General features: G+C 53.0%; 16 protein-coding genes and 1 pseudogene. 8 read left to right on the top strand and 9 right to left on the bottom strand.

All coding sequences use genetic code 11. The features are described 5' to 3' along the window. Window positions 1–69 precede the first annotated feature (69 nt). On the bottom strand, window positions 70–1,062 hold the full coding sequence (locus Hhyl2_RS14890) for a transposase (protein ID WP_483551555.1): 993 nt from the start codon (window positions 1,060–1,062) through the stop codon (window positions 70–72). Between the two features lie 109 nt (window positions 1,063–1,171). Here Hhyl2_RS14890 and Hhyl2_RS14885 point away from each other — a divergent pair, with 109 nt between their 5' ends. Further along, a complete protein-coding gene (locus tag Hhyl2_RS14885; protein ID WP_483551554.1) occupies window positions 1,172–1,951 on the top strand; it encodes an FkbM family methyltransferase in 780 nt (259 codons plus the stop codon). A gap of 40 nt (window positions 1,952–1,991) precedes the next feature. Here the strand turns inward: Hhyl2_RS14885 and Hhyl2_RS14880 are convergent, their stop codons facing one another. After that, window positions 1,992–3,107 (bottom strand): glycosyltransferase family 4 protein, encoded by a 1,116-nt coding sequence (locus tag Hhyl2_RS14880; protein ID WP_483551553.1) that lies wholly within the window; start codon window positions 3,105–3,107, stop codon window positions 1,992–1,994. Next, window positions 3,100–4,023: a hypothetical protein gene (locus tag Hhyl2_RS14875; RefSeq protein ID WP_483551552.1), complete on the bottom strand. Its 924-nt coding sequence runs from the start codon at window positions 4,021–4,023 to the stop codon at window positions 3,100–3,102. The genes Hhyl2_RS14880 and Hhyl2_RS14875 overlap by 8 nt, the downstream gene beginning before the upstream one ends. A 164-nt stretch (window positions 4,024–4,187) precedes the next feature. On the opposite strand from Hhyl2_RS14875, the gene Hhyl2_RS14870 reads away from it, so the two are divergent. From Hhyl2_RS14870 to Hhyl2_RS14860, 3 genes are all read left to right on the top strand, one after another. After that, on the top strand, window positions 4,188–5,405 hold the full coding sequence (locus tag Hhyl2_RS14870) for a sulfatase-like hydrolase/transferase (RefSeq protein ID WP_483551551.1): 1,218 nt from the start codon (window positions 4,188–4,190) through the stop codon (window positions 5,403–5,405). 89 nt (window positions 5,406–5,494) lie between these two features. After that, a complete protein-coding gene (locus tag Hhyl2_RS14865; protein WP_483551550.1) occupies window positions 5,495–6,700 on the top strand; it encodes a glycosyltransferase family 4 protein in 1,206 nt (401 codons plus the stop codon). Further along, entirely contained in the window at window positions 6,697–8,112 is a 1,416-nt protein-coding gene (locus Hhyl2_RS14860) for a sulfatase family protein (protein WP_483551549.1), read from the top strand. The genes Hhyl2_RS14865 and Hhyl2_RS14860 overlap by 4 nt, the downstream gene beginning before the upstream one ends. Before the next feature lie 75 nt (window positions 8,113–8,187). Here Hhyl2_RS14860 and Hhyl2_RS14855 read toward each other — a convergent pair. Next, window positions 8,188–8,855: pseudogene (locus Hhyl2_RS14855) on the bottom strand (IS6 family transposase); the annotation flags it as partial. A 101-nt stretch (window positions 8,856–8,956) separates the two neighbouring features. Between Hhyl2_RS14855 and Hhyl2_RS14850 the strand changes: the two are divergent. From Hhyl2_RS14850 to Hhyl2_RS14840, 3 genes are read left to right on the top strand one after another with little or no spacing between them, the layout of a single operon-like run. Then, complete coding sequence (locus Hhyl2_RS14850; protein WP_483551548.1) at window positions 8,957–9,970, top strand: NAD-dependent epimerase/dehydratase family protein; 1,014 nt, start codon at window positions 8,957–8,959, stop codon at window positions 9,968–9,970. After that, window positions 9,967–10,983, top strand: coding sequence for an NAD-dependent epimerase/dehydratase family protein (locus tag Hhyl2_RS14845; RefSeq protein ID WP_483551547.1), 1,017 nt, complete (start codon window positions 9,967–9,969; stop codon window positions 10,981–10,983). Before Hhyl2_RS14850 ends, Hhyl2_RS14845 begins: the two co-directional genes overlap by 4 nt. A 10-nt stretch (window positions 10,984–10,993) precedes the next feature. Continuing rightward, window positions 10,994–12,283: a glycosyltransferase family 4 protein gene (locus Hhyl2_RS14840; protein WP_483551546.1), complete on the top strand. Its 1,290-nt coding sequence runs from the start codon at window positions 10,994–10,996 to the stop codon at window positions 12,281–12,283. Between the two features lie 182 nt (window positions 12,284–12,465). Here the strand turns inward: Hhyl2_RS14840 and Hhyl2_RS14835 are convergent, their stop codons facing one another. Beyond that, window positions 12,466–12,777 (bottom strand): NUDIX hydrolase, encoded by a 312-nt coding sequence (locus Hhyl2_RS14835; RefSeq protein WP_483552036.1) that lies wholly within the window; start codon window positions 12,775–12,777, stop codon window positions 12,466–12,468. A 779-nt stretch (window positions 12,778–13,556) separates the two neighbouring features. Continuing rightward, the gene (locus Hhyl2_RS14830) at window positions 13,557–14,777 is read right to left on the bottom strand and encodes a glycosyltransferase family 2 protein (RefSeq protein WP_483551545.1); all 1,221 of its coding nucleotides are present in this window, start codon (window positions 14,775–14,777) and stop codon (window positions 13,557–13,559) included. A gap of 232 nt (window positions 14,778–15,009) precedes the next feature. Here Hhyl2_RS14830 and Hhyl2_RS14825 point away from each other — a divergent pair, with 232 nt between their 5' ends. Then, complete coding sequence (locus Hhyl2_RS14825) at window positions 15,010–15,690, top strand: IS6 family transposase (protein ID WP_483551544.1); 681 nt, start codon at window positions 15,010–15,012, stop codon at window positions 15,688–15,690. Between the two features lie 57 nt (window positions 15,691–15,747). On the opposite strand, the gene Hhyl2_RS14820 is transcribed toward Hhyl2_RS14825, so the two are convergent. The 3 genes from Hhyl2_RS14820 to Hhyl2_RS14810 all read right to left on the bottom strand — a co-directional run bounded on the left by Hhyl2_RS14820 (window position 15,748) and on the right by Hhyl2_RS14810 (window position 18,926). Next, entirely contained in the window at window positions 15,748–16,974 is a 1,227-nt protein-coding gene (locus Hhyl2_RS14820; RefSeq protein ID WP_483551543.1) for an ABC transporter permease, read from the bottom strand. Beyond that, window positions 16,975–18,072, bottom strand: coding sequence for an ABC transporter permease (locus Hhyl2_RS14815; protein WP_483551542.1), 1,098 nt, complete (start codon window positions 18,070–18,072; stop codon window positions 16,975–16,977). Between the two features lie 119 nt (window positions 18,073–18,191). Beyond that, window positions 18,192–18,926: an ABC transporter ATP-binding protein gene (locus Hhyl2_RS14810; RefSeq protein WP_483551541.1), complete on the bottom strand. Its 735-nt coding sequence runs from the start codon at window positions 18,924–18,926 to the stop codon at window positions 18,192–18,194. Between the last annotated feature and the right edge of the window lie 16 nt (window positions 18,927–18,942).

The raw sequence follows: 18,942 nt of genomic DNA, 5'->3' as shown, positions 1-18,942 counted from the left end.
TGCTGTATGACTGTGTCGATAAGTCTCGGGAAAACTGCAGAACGTTCAGAGGGTGTCATAGAACTCTTCTCACACCGTGATGATCGTACTTCCCGGATTGTGTCCGCGTTCGTAGTTGGTGATTGCGACGACAAGGCGAAGGCACAGGGCAAGAAACACCTGCGCTCGTGCGTGGACGCGGCCTCGGGCGTGCGTTCGCCCGAGGCCGCAGTCCTTCACTGATTCGTTGGTTCGTTCGACTCCAGTACGGCGGTTGTATGTCTCATCCAACGTGGACTGCTTCAGCTGAACGTCCTCGCTGTGTTGTTCGATGCGGTCTTCGACCCTGTACTCAATGTCTTTCGGGTCGTCAGTGTTTCGCGCGTTGTACGGAGCGACTGGCACGACCCCTGCGGCCAGCAGGTGGTCGTGCCAGTCGAGCGTGTCGTAGGCGCTGTCACCGACCATCCAGATCGGCGTGGCGACGGCGAGCGCGTCACGTGTGACGCGCATCGCCGTCTCCTCTGGCGCTTGCTTACTCTCTGTGAACTCCGCCGCAATCGGGATCTTTTGCCCGGTCGAGACGATCGTACAACCATAGCCGTAGTAGTACTCGTCGTCGGTTGGATCGTAGCACTTCGACGCGTCTTGATCGGCGGGCATCGCCCTCACGTCGGTTGAATCGATACAGTAGGTCAAGTCGAGCAGGCCGCGCCGGGCGGCCTGCTCGACGAGCCGGTCGAAGACCTTGTCAACGACGTGTTCGAGGTCGGTGAGAAAGCGATCGACCGCGTCTCTCGACGGCGGTCGATCGAACCCACAGCTCAGCCAGACAATCGTGTTCCGAAGCTCTCGTTCAACGGGACGAATCCCGTAGATGTCCTTGTAGTAGCAGTGGAGGAAACCACGCATCAGCTCTGGTGGCTCGTGGTCCCGTGTTCGCCCCGTCTGCGCCGGGGCGAACACATCGAACTCTTCGAGAAACTCGAAGGAAAGGTGATCAAACAACGCTAGCGTCTCGGTCTCCGCGACATTGAAGAACGACTCTACCGAAGGATCATCTTGCAGGGTCGCTGAACTCATCCACCTCAGCGTTCACCCTGCTCTTTGGTGTGCCACTCGTTCTATGACACCCTCGAACGTTCATGAAACGAGAATAAGTCATATACGCACCGGGGTACAGGTGTTGACTATGAGTGTTGGTGCCAAGATTTACTACAATTCAGTAGTACATTCAGCCTTAAAGTATACTGGAATGAATCGAACTGCTCCGGTTACTTACAAGCGTCTCGTGGAACGGCTTTCGGACGTGAAAGAGATAGAAGTTAACGGAATAAGTTGTAAGTTTAGTACTAGTTCACTTTTTGATGACGAGTTCATTGTCGATGAACGGAACATCCTTGATGATCTCCTCGAGAGAGTCGATGAAACCGATACGTTCTACGACATAGGAGCGGACGCAGGCCTCTACTCCTGCTTCGTTCAAAAAGCTAATTCTGACGCTGCAACTGTCGTCGCGTTCGAACCTCATCCAATTCGTCAACAAGGAGTGAAAATGAACGCGGATAGGAACGCCGTCTCGGTCAGGGTTGTCGAAAAAGCGCTATCAAACACTACTGGGAAGGCGATGTTATCGTATGGATTGCAACCGGACAACGAAGACGGACCACAGCGCGGCTTCGAAGTACCGTTGTGCCTGGGAGACGAGCTCATTCGAGAGCAGTCAGTTCCTGATCCGACAGTTATGAAAATAGACGTTGAGGGTGCCGAACTGAACGTCCTTCGCGGACTCAGTGAGACGATCCGGACTCCCCAGTGTCGGTTACTTTACATTGAGACACACCCCGGAGATATTGGTGCCTTTGGTGGGAGTGTCAACGAGTTATACGACGAACTCGAATCTGCCGGATTTTCACATCAGGTCATCTCTACTCGCGACTCTCAGGAGTTCATTCGGGCGATAAAAAATTAAATAAACTGTCAGTACTGGATCAGAGGAAATCGTCGCCTTGTCAGGTCATGTTTTTGTCATCCGATATTAACGACTTATATAGGTCAAGATACTCGTCTCCGATAGAATCCCAGTTGAATTTCCTTGCATGATTTAAGCCGTCTCGGGCAAGTGTCTGTCGCTTCTCGTCGTCACGTATCAGTTTCAACATGGAGTTCGCCAATGAATCACTGCAATCTGGGGAGCATAGTTCCGCACAGCCAGCCGCAATCTCAGGGAGACAGTAGACATCGCTCGTAACAACTGGAGTGCCACATGCCATTGCTTCTGCTACTGGGAGCCCGAAAGTCTCGTGTTTTGAGGGGAACACGAATAGTAGGGCCCTATTGTACAGTCGAATCAATTCTTCCTCCGGGACGTATCCTACTCGTTCAACCCGATTGAGCAGTCCAAGTCTGGAGAGTTGGTTAGTTACTGCTTCGGACTCTTGCCAGCCACTTCCGCAGATGAGTAAATTGACGTCCTCCTGGTCAGCGACTCGACCAAACGCATCAAGTAAGATACTCGGGTTTTTTTTCTTCGTCAGGTTACTCGCGTGTAGAATGAACGGTTCGCCCACGTCGTAATCGAGTGGTCTGTCCTCAGAATACTCATGATATAGTTGGTGATCAACGCCGTTGTATATCGTTCGCCCGTTGAATGGGAGGTATTGAAAGCGATCCTCAACGCGAGTTCTAAGATCCTGAGAAACAAAGACAACCTCGTCCAACGCAGGAAACTTCGCAACTTCAACTGCTCGCATGAGCCACGATTTCGTTGTACCGCCAGCCAGTTTTGGGTACTCCCATTGCAGATCACCGTGATAGGTGAGGACGACTGAACTGTTGAGGAAGTACGGATTCAGAAGATCAAAATATCGATTCAGGTGTACGATATCAACATCAGTTTCGTTGATACGCCTTTCGAGAAATCCCGGTGTGCGAGGAATAGTGACTACCTGCGAACATGGCAACCAGCTTGGTGCCTTATCCGATTTGTGTACAAATACAACTCTCTCGATGCTGTTGTCATGTTCGTACTCTTCGATCAGTTTCTTCAGGCAATAATCAGGGGCAGATAGGCTTTCAGAACCGATTTCTGGAGCATAATATCCGACCGAAACCCTCGCCTCAGACATATCCTAGATCTCCCAGCCGTTCCTTGATGGTGTCAGAGTCGACATTAACCATTTCACGCGATGGTTTCTCAGCGACTATCTCACGACGTTCGTCGTAATCAGTCACGAGCCACGGAACGGTCACGAGTTCGTCAGTGTATATTCCCATTGGATGGCCCCACTCTTTGATTGGGATTGGCCTCGCTCTTTCGCCAAGGAGATTACCGTGATCGGAAGTCACCACTACTTTGCCCCTGCATTCTTCTACTAATTCGCGAACGTGCGGGAGGACCAGTTGGAGATTCTTTCTGTAAGCTTCGATAACCGCTTCTGGGTCGTGGTCCGTCTTATTCTTCATCAAGTGGACCCAGATGTTCTCTTTCGAGCTCTCTCTTTCCGAAAGTTGGTCTTCTCCATCATTAATATTCGAACCGATGAACGGGTAATGTGGTTGGATGTAATGGAAGATTAGTCGTTTGTTGGGATATCGCTCTTCGGCTTCTAGTGCCGTCTGGGTCATCGTCTCTGGAAGAACAGTCTTCTCCTCTTCGTCCCATCCCGACTCGCTCCATACGTTTACGACATCGTGAAAATCAGCATCGATTTTGTCGTTATGTCGGTAGAGTTGCGGGTTCCCAGTAACGTAAACCATGTCGTGGAGAGTCCGATCAGAGAAGTTTCCCTGCAGGAACTCGATTGTGTTCGCCCCCCTAGACCTGCGCGTCTCCAGCGTCCCAGAAACAGAATTCAGTTCTTCGAACAGATCAAATCGGCAGGCATCTAATATTATCATTACATCCCAATCCTCGTTAACCACGGTATCCCCGGAATGATTGAACGAACGTGTGTTCAATTTATGATGGTATAATTGATTTAGCTTTCGTAATGCCATGTTGGGATGACGAAGAGCGGTCCCGATCTTTTGGAGAGAGGTCATGAAGCGATACTTTTGACCATGCGAATAAATAAGTTTTTTATACCAATCTATCCTCTCCACCTTGATAGTAGGAATCTGATCACCAGTCAAATTCGCATCTACCAATTATAATATGAACCGATAGATATAGATGAACACAATAGAAAGTAGAATCCCTACGGCTAATGAGTAATGCAATCGACCCAATCCGTGCAGGAAAAATTAAAAATATAGTCATTTTTGTTGCTGACGCCGTTAGATATCAATCTATCGACAAGCGTCTGTTTAATTTAGGCCCGACATACAAAACGATTTCTGCTTCATTACACACGCCAGCATCGTTTCCCTCGATGTTAACAGGTCTCCGTGTCCCAGAGCACGGTGTAACTGGTTTCTCAAATGTGCTCGACACAGATGTTACGTCCATGGTTGACTTAGAAGGGTGGAACACCTACTTCTCGTCGAAGACTGGGACAATGCACGAGGACATGTGTCGGATTTTTCAGATGGAAGAATGTGTTCCGTTGGCAGATGCCGAAGAACCATTCATCTGGGTCGTGAGAGATCCCGGCGGCCATGCACCTTATAATAGATACGATCCAGAAACGTATGACCAAATCTCGGAGACAGGTCCAGAATATTTAGAGGGCGTCGCTGGTAATCAAGAGCGGATCTTTCGAGACTATAACGCTGCAGTAGCATCCTCTGTCGACCGTTTTAAGGCGGCAAGAAAATGTATCCTCGAGCGAGGGATAGAAAATGAGACTCTGCTCGTATATACCAGCGATCATGGAGAATTGCTAGGTGAGTATGGAATGCTTGGTCATAACCATGTCGCCTGCCCCGAATTAGTGTATGTTCCGACGACGTTCGTTCATCCGTCACTCGGGAACGGAGACCAGTCAAAAGCAATTCGACATATCGACCTGTTTCCGACGTTTCTCGAACTTCTCGGCATCGAAGAACCGGACTACACTGCGCTTCCCGGAAATCCGGTCTGGAATGTTCAACAAGAAATCGGATACAATCACTTCGAGATGGTTTTTTACAATAATGTCTTCTTCAACGACCTCACAGTCCGAGTTAAGAGTTGTTGGGACGGCAACGGCGGGCATACGTTCGTAGATAGTTCGTATAAAGATGCATTAATTGCTTATATCGGTATTTTATTGAAGAGCTACAAAGGTACTCAGATACGAAAAGACCGGGCCTATTTAACCGCCTTGAAACAGTTCCTCCCTGGTCATACGGAGTACGGTAATCCTTCATTCGATAAAGCAAGTGCAGAGGAATACATCGACAACCTCCAACAGGACTGGACCACAAGTCAAAACCGAGAAAGTCAAAACCGTGAACTCGATGAAGAAACGAAACAGCGACTTGACAACCTCGGCTACCTGTGAGTAGCAGTACTAGATTGCCAAACAGAGCTAGAAAAACCGATAAAATGTCTGGAAAAAGGAGCGATAGTAGTCTATCCACTTTGAACGTCGTGGTTTCTACACCACAGTCACGTGGCGGTGCTATCCGCGCTGGCCTGCAATTAGGAGATGCGCTGAATCAGTATGTTGACTGTGACACGATTAAGATGGATGGGAACTACGACGAGCAGCTCGTGTCCGAACTTGAACTGAGCGAAAACATATACACAACCCCGTCTCGGACCTTACTTCGAGACATTGGAGAGTTATTTATTCAGTCGGACCTCAATATCGCGAATACGGTTATCTGGACGGAGTTTTCGGCTCCTCGTCCCTTGAAGGAATACGATATTGTTCATATACACAACGCTGTCCCGTTATGGGGACTTTTATCAGTGACTGTTCGCTGTCGGATGTCTGGAGTCCCATACGTAATCACTACTCATGGAATTAGCAAACTGCCTAATCTGCCTACAAATGCAGAAATGTCGAGAACACAAGAACTTCTATTTGACTTCTTCTTTTTAACATTATATAAATATATTCTCAGGAACGCTAGTCATCTGTTTGCCTTATCGGAAAATGATGAGAAGTTATTGTCTGAGTTTATCTCCAAACAAAAAATCACGGTTCTTCCAAACGGGGTTTCGATAGGGACCGGTACTACTATTTCAGAAGAGGAGATACGGCGCGACCTCGGCCTCGATACTTCGAAGCCTGTTCTGTTGTTTGTCGGCAAGATAATGGAGAGTAAAGGTGTCCAAGACCTGCTTGATGCTTATGAGAAAATAGAGACAGATTGCACGCTATTGGTCGTGGGGCCTCCAAAAGACGACCGATTAGTCGAACGCATGAACGAATTTAATCCGTCCTCGGTCCGGTATCTGGGTTACGTTGAGCAAGAACGATTGGATGCTCTTTTTTCGCTGGCGGATCTCTTCGTATTCCCGACCCGTGCCGATGTTTTTCCGCTCGTGACTCTCGAAGCGATGGCCGCGGGGACAGCAGTCGTGTCGACCAATGTAGGTGGGATTCCCGAGCAACTGTCTGAAGAAACGGGGATCTTAATTCCTCCCGAATGCCCCTCTCGAATTGCGGAGTCTGTCGACGAGCTGTTGGGTGATAAGAAACGTCTGGAGTCGCTTGGCGCTGCTGGAAAAGAACGCATGGTTGATAAGTTTTCTTGGAATTCAGTAGCGGAAGAGACTTCGAAGTGGTACGTTAACATCCTAAATGAGAGTTATCAATCTGATCACACAAGTGAGAGGCGCCAATGAACGTCCTTGTATTCATTTCGGACGCACTCCGAGCGGACCACCTATCCTGTTACGGATATAAACTGGAAACGACGCCGAATATCGACGCGTTTGCGGACGAACACACCCGGTATGTGAACGCTTACACACCGTCGACGTGGACGCGATCAGTCGCACCGTCAATTCTAACCGGGACGTATCCATCGGTCCACGGGGTGAACACACTCGATGATTTCTTCGGGGGCGAACTCCCGAGATGGCCGGAGATCTTCGAGGATGAGGGGTTTCGGACAGTCGCAATTTCGGCGATTGGTAACGTCTCGTCCGAGCTCGGTTTCGACAGAGGCTTTGAGCGTTTCGTTGACCTCTACAAGGACGAGACACTCACCTCTCACCGGGTCGAGTCTACGGCGAGCGACGAACTGTTGGAACACGAGTCCGGGCGTGTCGTGTTCCCAACAGGAGAGCAGGTTGTCGATCGATTCGAACAAGAGGTCCTACAGCGAGACGATGACCGACCATTCTTCACCTTCCTCTGGAGTATCGACCCACACGACCCGTATCAACCACCAGAGGGATTCGAGACGTACGTCGACGAAGACTACGAAGGTCCTATAGACGGGACAAGAGAGAGTCTGCGGCGTGCCTCTAGCGAAGAGGATTTCCGTCGACTCATCGATCTTTATGACAGCGAGATAGCGTACACAGACCACGCCTTCCAGTCGCTGCTTGATCGGTTGAAGAGACATGACGTGTTCGAGGATACACTGATAATATTCGCGGGTGATCACGGTGAAGCGTTCGGCGACCATGACGGTAACGTCGGTCATTCACACGTTCCCTACGAAGAACTGGTGCACGTACCGGTAATCATTCGTTATCCTGAAGAACAGCCCTCGTGGGATGGTTCAGACGAACTGATGAGTTTAATAGACTTGCTTCCAACAACCCTTGATTACCTCGGCATAGAGAACCCATCCAGTCTCTCAGACGAAATCGCTGGTCGATCGGTTCTCGACGGCGGCCGTAAAGTGGTGTATTCTGAGACTGACTACGCGGACGTGCAGAACTCGTTCTACTCGGTACGCCGTAAGAATTGGAAGTACATACAGACGGTTTCGTCAGAGTCCGGGATACGACCGTATCTAAGTAAACTGGTTGACGTCCAGTTCATGCTTCAGGTCCTCTCCAACCCCGGTTATTTCCTAAGTCGGAGGTTCGGCGAAGCATCAGAACGGCTCTACAATCTGGAGATAGATCCCGAAGAGACGGAGAACTTAGTAAAAGAGAGAGACGTTGCAGAAGAACTGCGAAAGCAACTAACGTCGTGGAAAAAAGAACTTGACGAAGTCGATGCAGAGAGCTACGAGCTAGCGATGGAATTAGATTCACAGACCCAAGACCAATTGCGAGAGATGGGTTATCTTGAGTGAGGAAGAGACAATTAATACTGATATATATTCTAAACTTTCAGGCAGCGCATATTCGAGAGGCACAGGCACGGTATGGTTTAGCACCTCCTCCGCTGGCGTGCGTCCATCGAGTGTTTGGTGTGGTCGTTGGTGGTTGATACAGTATATGAACTGTGCGAGCGATTCGCGAACGCTGGCCCCACTGCCCACCCACGAAAGATGTAAGCGGTCGACCTGCATCTTGAAGATGTGAAACCACTTCTCGATCAGATTTCGCTCGGTGTAGTTGCCCCGACCGCTCAACACAAGTCGCACAACGGCAGTCCGATAACCGTATTGGTCGGCGAGAAACACCGCCTCCGAATAGTCGTGTGTCTCCGTCAATCCGTGCAGGAACGCCGCCTGATCGGTGCCATGCCGACCGAACAATGCGATGTCGAGAATCGACTTCGTGTCGACGTCGATTGCAGCGTACAGCCAAGACTACTGGCCGTTTATCTTGACAGCGGTCTCGTCGACTGCGACCCGGACGGTTGCGCCGTCGGCGGGTAACACCCCCTGTTAGCCAGCCGATACACCCAGTCCCAGACAGCTTCATAAGAGCGTGCTACACCAAATTTCGCGAGAATAGTTACTATCTCTCTGACTGAACAGCCGGTCCGGTGCAGGCGGACGGCGAACGCCCTGGCGGGCGTCGCCGTCCGCTCGCGTCCCAATATTCATCTAACTCCCCCATACGTCTCGTTGAGCAGGTCTGCGAGCATCCTGGACAGATTACTCAACGACCTGCCCGTTCGTCAATCCGCGCTAACGAAACAGTGTCCGTAATAGCAAGTTTATTGGTCGGAAACATATATAAGCACGTATGGTCGATTGGCAGGACCAAACGGTTCTTGTAACAGGAGGAGCGGGATTCATCGGTTCGTTCCTTACTGAAGAGTTGAATTCACGCGGTGCCGAAGTAGTCGTCGCGGACAATTTCTCAAAAGGGCACAACAAACTTTCACATATTGCTGATGCTGTCGAAATCCGGCCGGTTGATCTGACGACGCACAAGGGTTGTATCGAGGCCACCGAGGGCATCAATCACGTCTTCCATCTAGCAGCAAGTGTTGGTGGAATACACTACATTCAGCGCGAGAACGTCAATGGACTCACGCCGAGTGTCTTAATGAATCAACACATGCTGGAGGCAGCACGCGTCAATGATGCCGATCGTTTCCTCTTCGCTTCGAGTGCGTGCATCTATCGACAGGAACACGACGATCTAAATAAGTTCAGTGAAGACCAGGGGATTCCCGCGAACCCTCACAGTACGTACGGGTGGGCGAAAATCCTCGGTGAAATTGCGTGCGACGCCTACCACACAGACTGTGACATCGCAACGAGTAGCGTTCGTATTTTCAACGCATACGGCCCACGCGAGAACCTCGATCCTGATAGTAGTCACGTCATCCCATCTCTTTGTCGGAAAGCTATCGAAGCCGATGACGGCGACTCGATCGAACTCTTCGGCGACGGGACCCAGAAGCGCGGTTTCATATACGTGACGGACCTAGTCAACGGGATGATCGGGACGATGGAGAAGAAGTCTGATGGAGAGCCGATCAACCTCGGGAACTCGAAGGAGATCGTCTCAATGAACGAGCTCGCCGAGAAGATCATCGCCATCAGTGGGAAGGACCTCACCATCGAACACGATCTCTCGATGCCGACTGGTACCGACAAGTACGCCGCGGATACGAAAAAGATGAAGGACGAACTCAACTGGGAACCTTCGGTCAGACTTGAGGATGGTCTCCGCGAGGTATACGAGTGGGCCGAGGCGGAACTCGAAGGTTCTAAGCGGGAAGCGGTCGCCGATGGAGGTAGCGAATGAGTTGGAATGGAGAACACGTACTGGTTACGGGTGGCGCATCGTTCATCGGATCACATCTCGTCGAGGACCTAGTTGCGGAGGGTGCAGCGGTTCGCGTGGCCGACGACTTCTCGAGCGGTGAACGAAAGAACCTCGAAGCGGTCGAAGGCGAGATTGAGGTTCTGGAAGGCGATCTCAAGCAGTATGAGTTCGCGGACGAGGCGACGGTCGACATCGACACCGTCTTCCACCTTGCCGCGGACCACGGGGGCCGAGGCTACATCTCGCAGTATCCGGCGAACTGTGCGACGAACATGGCACTCGACAATATCGTCTACGAGGCCGCAGCAAAGAACGGCGTAGACCGCATTTCCTTCGCCTCCAGTGCATGTACGTATCCGACGGACATCCAGCAGGAGCGCCAGCGTCTTCGGGAGGATATGGTCAGTTTCGACGAGCGCGGCGGTGCCTATGCCGACGAGGTGTACGGCTGGGCGAAGCTCATGGGCGAACGCTCACTCCAAGCCTACAACGAGCAGTATGACATCGACACCAGCGCCGTCCGAATCTTCACAGCCTACGGGCCGCGAGAAAACGAGACGCACGCGATCGTCGCCTTCATGGCCAAAGCCTACGCCCGCCAAGACCCCTTCCAGATCTGGGGCGACGGCGAGCAGACCCGCAACTTCACCTACGTTAAAGACATCACGCGCTCGCTGCGCCTCGCCGCCGAGAACATCACTGACGGAACCCCCGTCAACGCCGGTATCAGTCGATACGTAACGATGAACGAGGCTGTCGAGATTATCTTTGACTATCTCGACTGGGAACCGGACGAGATTAACTATATGACCGACAAGCCGGTCGGCGTTCGCCACCGCGCAGCAGACACGACACGCGCCGAAGAACTGCTCGGCTGGGAACCGCAGTATACAGTCGAAGAAGGAATCAAAAATACTCTCGACTGGTACGTCGAAAACCGCGGTAGAGACTATGTCCGCGAAAACCTCGAAACACTTCTCCACGAGCGCTAATCACTTAACGATGAGTTCAGCAGGGAAAGAGTACGTTCTCGTAACTGAGTACTTTCACCCGGACACTGCGTCCACGGGCCAGTTGATGACTGATCTGGCTGTCGGTCTTCAGGATCGTGGCCTTGATATCACTGTCTATACAGGGCAGCCGAACTATCACAGCGGAGAAAACGAGAAGCAGCCACGGGTATCGACACACGAGGGCGTCTTGACGAAACGTATTCGGGCTCCACAAGTCCGGCAAGTCTCGCTCCTACGACGACTCTTCAATTGGTTCGTGTTCACCGGTTGGATGTTCTTTGCCTTACTTATAAGCCGGTCAGAGGCGGAACGTGAACTCATTGTGCTCTCGAATCCCCCGATGCTCCCACCTGCGATGTGGCTGGTGGCAAAGATTCGCGGCTGGGATTATACCTACATCGTGTATGATCTTTACCCGGACCAGCCGGTCGAACTCGGGTACATCTCGGAAGGTGGACTCATCGATAGAGTCTGGAATTGGTTCAACGCGAGGGCCTTCCACGGGGCCAAGCATATCGTTGCGCTTGGGCCGATGATGCGGGACCGAATTACCGAGAATGCGGGTGCAGGTTTTGACTCCGGGAAAATCACGATTATCCACAACTGGGAGGATGAGAACTTCATCGAACCAATCCCGAAGGAGGAAAACTGGTTCAGCAAAGAACACGATCTGGTTGATCCCTTTACCGTTCTCTACTCCGGGAACATCGGCGAATTCCACGATCTCGAAACGGTCGTCAAGGCAGCTTCGGAGTTCGAGGAGGAAAACGTTCGTTTCTTCATCATCGGTGAAGGCGACAACAAGGAAACGATCGTCAATATCGCCGAAAACCGCGGGATCCGTGGAGATACTGTCCAATTCCTACCATATCAGCCCTGGGATGATCTTCCGTATAGCCTCACCTCTGGTGACGTTTCGATCGTTACGGTGAATGAAGGATTCGAGGGAGTATGTGTGTCGAGTAAATTATATTCCGCGATGGCAGCCGGCATGGCCGTTCTGGGAATCACACAACCGTATGATGATGAGGCCAAAATCATTGATGCGTTCGATGCAGGCATTCACGTCCCACAGGGTGATGTTCAGGGTGTGGTAAATGCGATTCGAACGTGGAAAGCAGATCAGGAGTTTGTCGAAAAGCAGGGACGCAATGCTCGAGAGGCGTTCGAACAACGGTTTACCAAAGATCGGTCGGTGGACCGCTACTATCACCTCCTGTCGGAAGGAGAGGCTCCTGAACAGGCGATGGAGACACCCGCCGAGACTGTCGCCCAATAATTAGCGGTCCCCGCTTCGCTAACGTCTTGTTCAAGAATGGAACCATAGCTAGGTTCTACCTGTTCGTGACGAGTCTCCAGATCCGCAAGATATCAGAATCGGGCGTCAGCAGCATCTGAACCCGGTGCTACTGTGCCGTTGGTCTCCGAACGAGGAACAGTGTAGATGATGACGAGAACGTACTAATCGTCTGGATGACGGACAAAGGCTGTGTCCAGCAGTTTTAGAGAATCGGTGTTGGCATGTAGGCCCGTTTCTTCGCGTAATTCACGAATCCCTGCTTCCTGTGGAGGCTCATTCACCTCAAGATAGCCAGCTGGCACACTCCATGAGCCCGGAGCAGGAGGCTGGGTTCGTTTTATCAGAAGGACGTGTTCGCGTTCATCTACCACAAGGACGCCTGCACATGGTTTGGGATTTCGATAAATCGGTGTCTCACACTCCACACAGTAGCGCCGTTGCCGGTCCTCAATTTGTTCGTCCACTAGATTCATGCCACACGTAGGACAGTAAATTATATTATCTGAGTACATTTATATACTTCCTGTAGCAATGTAGAGCATCAATCTTAATATGTACAGGGGCAAGCGATAAGAGTTCTCTAAACTTCTTACCCGCGAGTTTGCTTCCTGTCATGAATTGGTTATACCGGCCCAGACGAGGGAACATAGCCTCAATGAATCGATTTAGTTTCAGCTTTCTCGTTTCAAATAGACGAGTAACAAAATAGCTGGTCGACTGATAGTCAGCTATGGTCATACACTGGAATAGATACGTTTGTCAATGTTGAGGGATGAAAATCGGCGTTGAAGCGACTACCGATATTTTTGGAGGAGATGGTGCTGAGATAACTGCGGTCTGTCCCAGCCGTGAAGAAGAAGAAACAGTTCGACCGTCAGTAGGGTAATTCCGATTGTGACTTAGTCGAGTCCCTCAACCGTCATAGTCAGCCCTCCAGTGAGTCGTTTTAGTCGGATTGCTTGTCCATATTGAAAATCGCTGTTCTGCGTCTGGGTGTTTCGAGGGTAGGGTCCATTTGCCTTCGAGCATACGTTTATCTCGGATTATCAAGAGCTGAATAATCAACAGACTGCCGAAGGATGAGGCGCTCGAACCGAGATTTACACCCGGGCGATTGCCTCGAGCAGGCATTTGAGCGGGCAGTCCTAATTCTAAGGGTTAAGGCACCGGAATAACTCACACTCCTGATTACGGGTTGCCAGTACTTGTGCCATCACTAAGTGACAGAATGGTTACTAGCTTAACGTGGCGGTCACGAATTCTGGGCCGCAACCGTGCTCAGGAAGAATGAGCTGAATATTATCTGCAGGCCCAGAATAATCCCTGTAAACGCCATGATATCCGCCATCAACAACGGTAACACAGTAAATCCACTGGCAACCCATTCTGCGACGAGAGAGACAGCGTAGGCCGCCCCGACAGCAAATATACCGAGACCGATCGTAACACCCCGTTCCAGTCGAAGTTCCTGGATAAATCTGTCGGTCAGGGGATCAGACGGCGTCTGTATCGGGTCGCTGGCGACGGTCGAGAACACGCCGAGACTGAATACTTGGAACCCAGCAAGCACCAATAGGCTCCCAGCAATCATCGAATGCGGGCCTGGGGTAAACGCACCGAGCGACACACTCCCGAACGCGAGCCCCATGATGACCAGGCCGGCTACCCCCATCGAAATCCCGGGCATCGAGAACAGATATCCGGGTGCATTCATGAGCATGAACCGGACGTGGCGCCAGCCATCACGGAAACTGTCGAGCGTCTCCTCGCCCTCGCGCTCGTGATAGATTATTGGCCTCTCGGCAATCTCCAGATCCTTCGCGCCAGCTTCCATGATCATCTCGCTGGCAAACTCCATCCCATCGGTTTCTAAGTCCAGCGTCTCGAGGGCATCCCGAGTAAAAACCCGGAAGCCACTGTGGGCATCGCTTACGCCAGCCCCATAGAAACTGTTCAAGAACTTCGTCAGCAGTGGATTCCCGACGTACTGGTGTAATGTCGGCATCGCGCCGTCACGAATCTCGCCCTCTAGCCGACTCCCCATGCAGATGTCTGCGTCGCCGTAGCGAACCGGCTCCAGAAGCTCAGGAATCGTCTCGAAATCGTACGTCGTATCGGCGTCGCCCATGACGACATACTCGCCACGCACTCGTTCGAAGGCATACCGGTAGGCATAGCCATAGCCTTTGCCATCGGGTTCGACGACGATGGCACCCATCTCCCGAGCGATCTCCGGCGTTCTGTCCGTTGAGCTGTCACTGATGACGATTTCGCCCGGAACCCGTAGTTGTTCCAGGGCCGTCTCCACCCGTTTGATACATTCCCTGATCCCCTTCTCTTCGTTGAGCGTCGGCATGACAACGCTCAGCGTCGGTTCAACCTTGCTCTCGGCGTCAAGCAGCCACTTACTACCTTCTTCTGAAGTCGTTGAGACTGCCTGCTCGTTAGTTGTATGGTTGCTAGCTTCTGCCATTGATATGTCTGCGTGTTCCTGCTCGCTACAGCGACGTGAGAACAGTAAGTGTAACCCTCAGGCTACGCAGCCCCACGGTGACCCTGTCCTGCGTTAGTTCCAAACCTATTTGATAGTATTTGGCAAGTCCCTGCTACCAAATACGATAGTGTGGAGTCTATTATAACTTGGGATGTTCGGCACTGTCTAGTTGAGGGATTGAGAAGCGAGCAGGCCGTAGCGAGAGGTGTTCATGACACTCGCAGACCTGCTCAGAAAAACGTTAGACGAGGACAGTCAAGACGTTTGGGAGAACGAGCGCACTCCGACACCCGTCCGGCGATTTGGGGTGCGTCTCCACACGGCGGGGCTGTCGATCAGGGAGACGGGGGCGATCTTAGACCTGCTGGGTGTCGATCGTTCTCACGGTGCGGTCTGGAACTGGGTTCATACGCTGTCTGAAGCCCAGAGCAACCCGCCGACGGCATCGCCGTCGCGGGTCGCGGTCGAGGAGAAACAGATCAAGGTTGACGGCGAGAAAAAGTGGCTCTACGCCGCTATCGACACAGAGTCAAAATTACTGCTCGAAATCGACGTGTTCAGCCGCCGCGGAACTGACCCCGCGGCGGCATTCCTGCATCGGCTCACTCAGAAACACGATGTCGCCGATTCAGTGTTTCTCGTCGATGCTGGCGGCTATCTGACTGCCCTCTCACGTCACGATTTGAGCGGTCGGCTCGACTACCGAATCCGGAACCACATCGAAAAGTGGTTCCAGACTGTGACCATGCGAATCGACCGCTTTCATTCTTTCTGGCGGGGCAGTCAATCCAGCGCGGAACAGTGGCTACGACGCTTCAGACACCACTACAACCACGAACGACCGAACCAGGCACTCGACGGCCAAACGCCAGCTGACGAGATTCAGAACTAGACAGTGCCGGATGTTCACATAGGTCATGAGAGATAAATGACAAATACACTGATAAGTTCACGACCGAAGCACGTCAAGCGGCTGCAATCTGTGTAAATAGATGCTCGCGGCAATAGCACTCAGGATACTAACAATGGTGGCGGCGACGAAGCCTCCAACCAGAATTGGTTTTGAAAGCGACACCACGTTCTCGAAACCACTGACACTGGCCGCGACCCAGTTGATAAGCCACGTAGAGGGAACAGCAAGGGCGATCCCGACGAAGCCACCGAGGAGGCCAATGAGTAGCGTATTCGCGACAACGATGCTGGTCAACGAGGACCTGGACATCCCCAGTGCCTGCAGAGCGGCGAATCGATCTCGTTGCTGGTAAACAAAGGAGAGCTGGAGGTTCATCGTCAACAGAATTCCAGCAACGACTGCTAATAAGGCCAAACTGAATCCACTCGCAATCACCGTTACCTGCTCTTGGAGTGTCGCCTGCAGCTGTTCTTGGTTCGTGCGAACCGTGTAGGCCGGATACTCTCTCTGTAACTCGTGTTTTACTGTCTCTGCGTTCGTGCCATCAGTGAGGCGTACAGAGATGAATGTGGCCCGATCGCTGGCAGTCGTGCCGGTTACTTCCTGAAGTTCGCTTAGATGTACGGTAGCGGTCGGTGCCCCGACGAACCGCGAGAACGTCGGCGAGATCCCCCGGACAACGAACTCGTTTTCGCTGGCTGCCTGGAGCGTTCCTCCGAGGTAAATTGTATCATTGACCTTGACGTCGAGTAATTCGGCTGTACGCTGGTTGAGGATAACCTCATTTGTCATCGGACCATCGTAGCTGCCGTTCGCGTAGTGGACGTCTTCTGTGGTCTGGAATGGCCGACCCTCGGTAATCGACACGGAAGGGCCGTATGCTGGCGCGCCCACACCGACGATTGTCTCGAACTCGGAGGTATTGCTCCCGACATAGACGATTTGGAAGGCCATTGGTATTGCCGTAAAGACTTCGTCACGGGCAGAGATGTTCTCCGAAACAGAATGTGCGTTAACCAACGTGTTCTGGAACCCACCTGCACTTCCGGGCCGCAACTCAACAGCACCCCCAGTGACCCAGAGGTCACGTCCAGACTGGTCGAATTTCTGCTGGCCGGTCTCGATTACGCCGCTCCCAACGCTGACGAGCAGCACCGTCGCGAGGACGGCCATCGCCACGCCCAAGACTGCAAGCACCGTACGAAGTCGGTCGTAGCGGAGTTGAGAAACGGCGATGCCAACCAGTTCGGGTAGGCGTGTCATCTACGAGAGCACCTCCAAGACGTCGCTACGCCGACTCAGCCAGACGGGGTATATCGCCCCGACAACCCCGATGAGGAGCGCCACAGCGATGGCGTACCCGGCTAAGACTGGCTGGAAGACTGCGACACTTTCGAGTCCGAACAGTCGTGCACCGATCCCGTTGGCACCGAGGACACCAATGAGCCCGACACCAATCCCTACGACACCGCCGACAAGCGAAATGATGACCGTTTCGGCAGCAACAAGGGTCGATAACGACTGGTTCGAATAGCCCATCGCGGCCAGCGCCCCAAACTGCTGCCGGTCGGCACTTACCTCTAGACCCATGAGCGTCGTGACGAACAACACGCCCACTACTACAGCTGAGATGAACGCGGAGACTGCCACGGCCAGCGGCAAATTCGACGACGAGACTTGCTGTGCGGAGAGGCCAGATCTTGTTACGACCGTTGTGCACGGATAGCGACCGTCTAACGACTCCCGAACGCCGCGGTCATTCGTACTGACCAGTAGTTGATCGGCGGAGTCGCTCTCCGCTGCGCCGGTCAGATATTGTAGTTCGGAGAGATGCATCAGCATCACCGGGACGGTCCCGCCGGTCGTCTGGCCGCTTCCAGCGGAAACATTCGTGACCGAGAGCTTCCGGTTCGACTCCCGCACATGGCCCAGCGAATCGCCCGCGGAGCTATTCGTCACCTCGGCCGCGGCGTCATTCAGCACGACCTCCCCAGTAAAGCGGCCGTCGTAGCTGCCGTTGTTGTAGTAGGGGTCGCCAGGTTCGAGCTGGGAGCCAGGCAGCCCGAGCACCGAAGTGTCTGGCTGGGGAACCACGCCGGCTGTGAGGACATAGGTCCGCTCCCCTGTATTCGTATCCCGTACCGGCACCAGCTCCAACAGCACGGGCGTCGCATAGCTGACCCGGTCGTCGCGGGCGATCTCCGCACTGGTCGCATGGACGTCGCCCAACTGTAATCCGCCCGCTGACACCGCGATGGACTCGACGTTCGATTGCTCGGGGACGATCCAGTAGTCGACACCTTCGCTCTCGATGACCGACTCGGAAGCGAGCCCCAGAGAGACGCCCGACACTGCGACCATCAGGCCGATGGCCAGGGCTACTCCAAATACACTCAGCAACACGCGTTGGGGTGCGATACGGAGCCGTCCCGCGACGCGAGCACCAGCCAGTCCCATCAGCGCTCGCATCCGACCGAACATCACTGCCTCCCGACGACCTGTCCGTCGCGCAGGTAGACCACGCGGTCACAGACATCCAGCGCTTGCTGGTCGTGCGAGGCGAGTATCACAGCTCGGTCGTCGGCCGCAGTGACAAGTAAGTCAAGCACTTGCTCGCCAGATTCAGAGTCCAGTTCGCCCGTTGGCTCGTCGGCGACTACGAGCGCGGGGTCAGTAGCGAGTGCCCGGGCGATAGCGACACGCTGTTGTTCCCCGCCGGAGAGTTGGCCGGGCTTGTGGGTCACGCGCTCTTCAAGCCCCACCGCTTCAAGCAACTGTTCGGCACGCTCTCGACGGTTACTTTTCCCGTGACCAGCTTCAAGCAGGGGGACGGCGACGTTCGCGCGGGCCGACAGCGAGTCCAGTAGGTGAAATCGCTGGAAGACGATACCGACCGTCTCCAGTCGGAGCCGGCCCCGTTGGCGTGTCGAGATGCTCGCGATATCAATGCCGTCGATTATCAGGGTCCCGCTGGTCGGGACATCTAAACCGGCGAGTAAATGCAGCAGCGTCGATTTCCCACTCCCACTGGGGCCGGCAATGCCGACGACCTCGTTGTTGTCGATAGCGATCGAAATCTCGTCGACGGCACGCAATGTTGGCCCGTCCGAATTCCCAAAGAAGCCACCGCTCGTCCGTGTATACTCCCGAACAAGGTTCGTCCCACTGACGATGGTGGATGTGTTGGCGTCGGCGACGTCTCCAGACTGAGCCATTAACCAATGTACACCA

The sequence above is a fragment of the Haloarcula sp. H-hyl2 genome (assembly GCF_056934385.1).
This window is presented reverse-complemented; position numbering and strand designations above follow the sequence as displayed.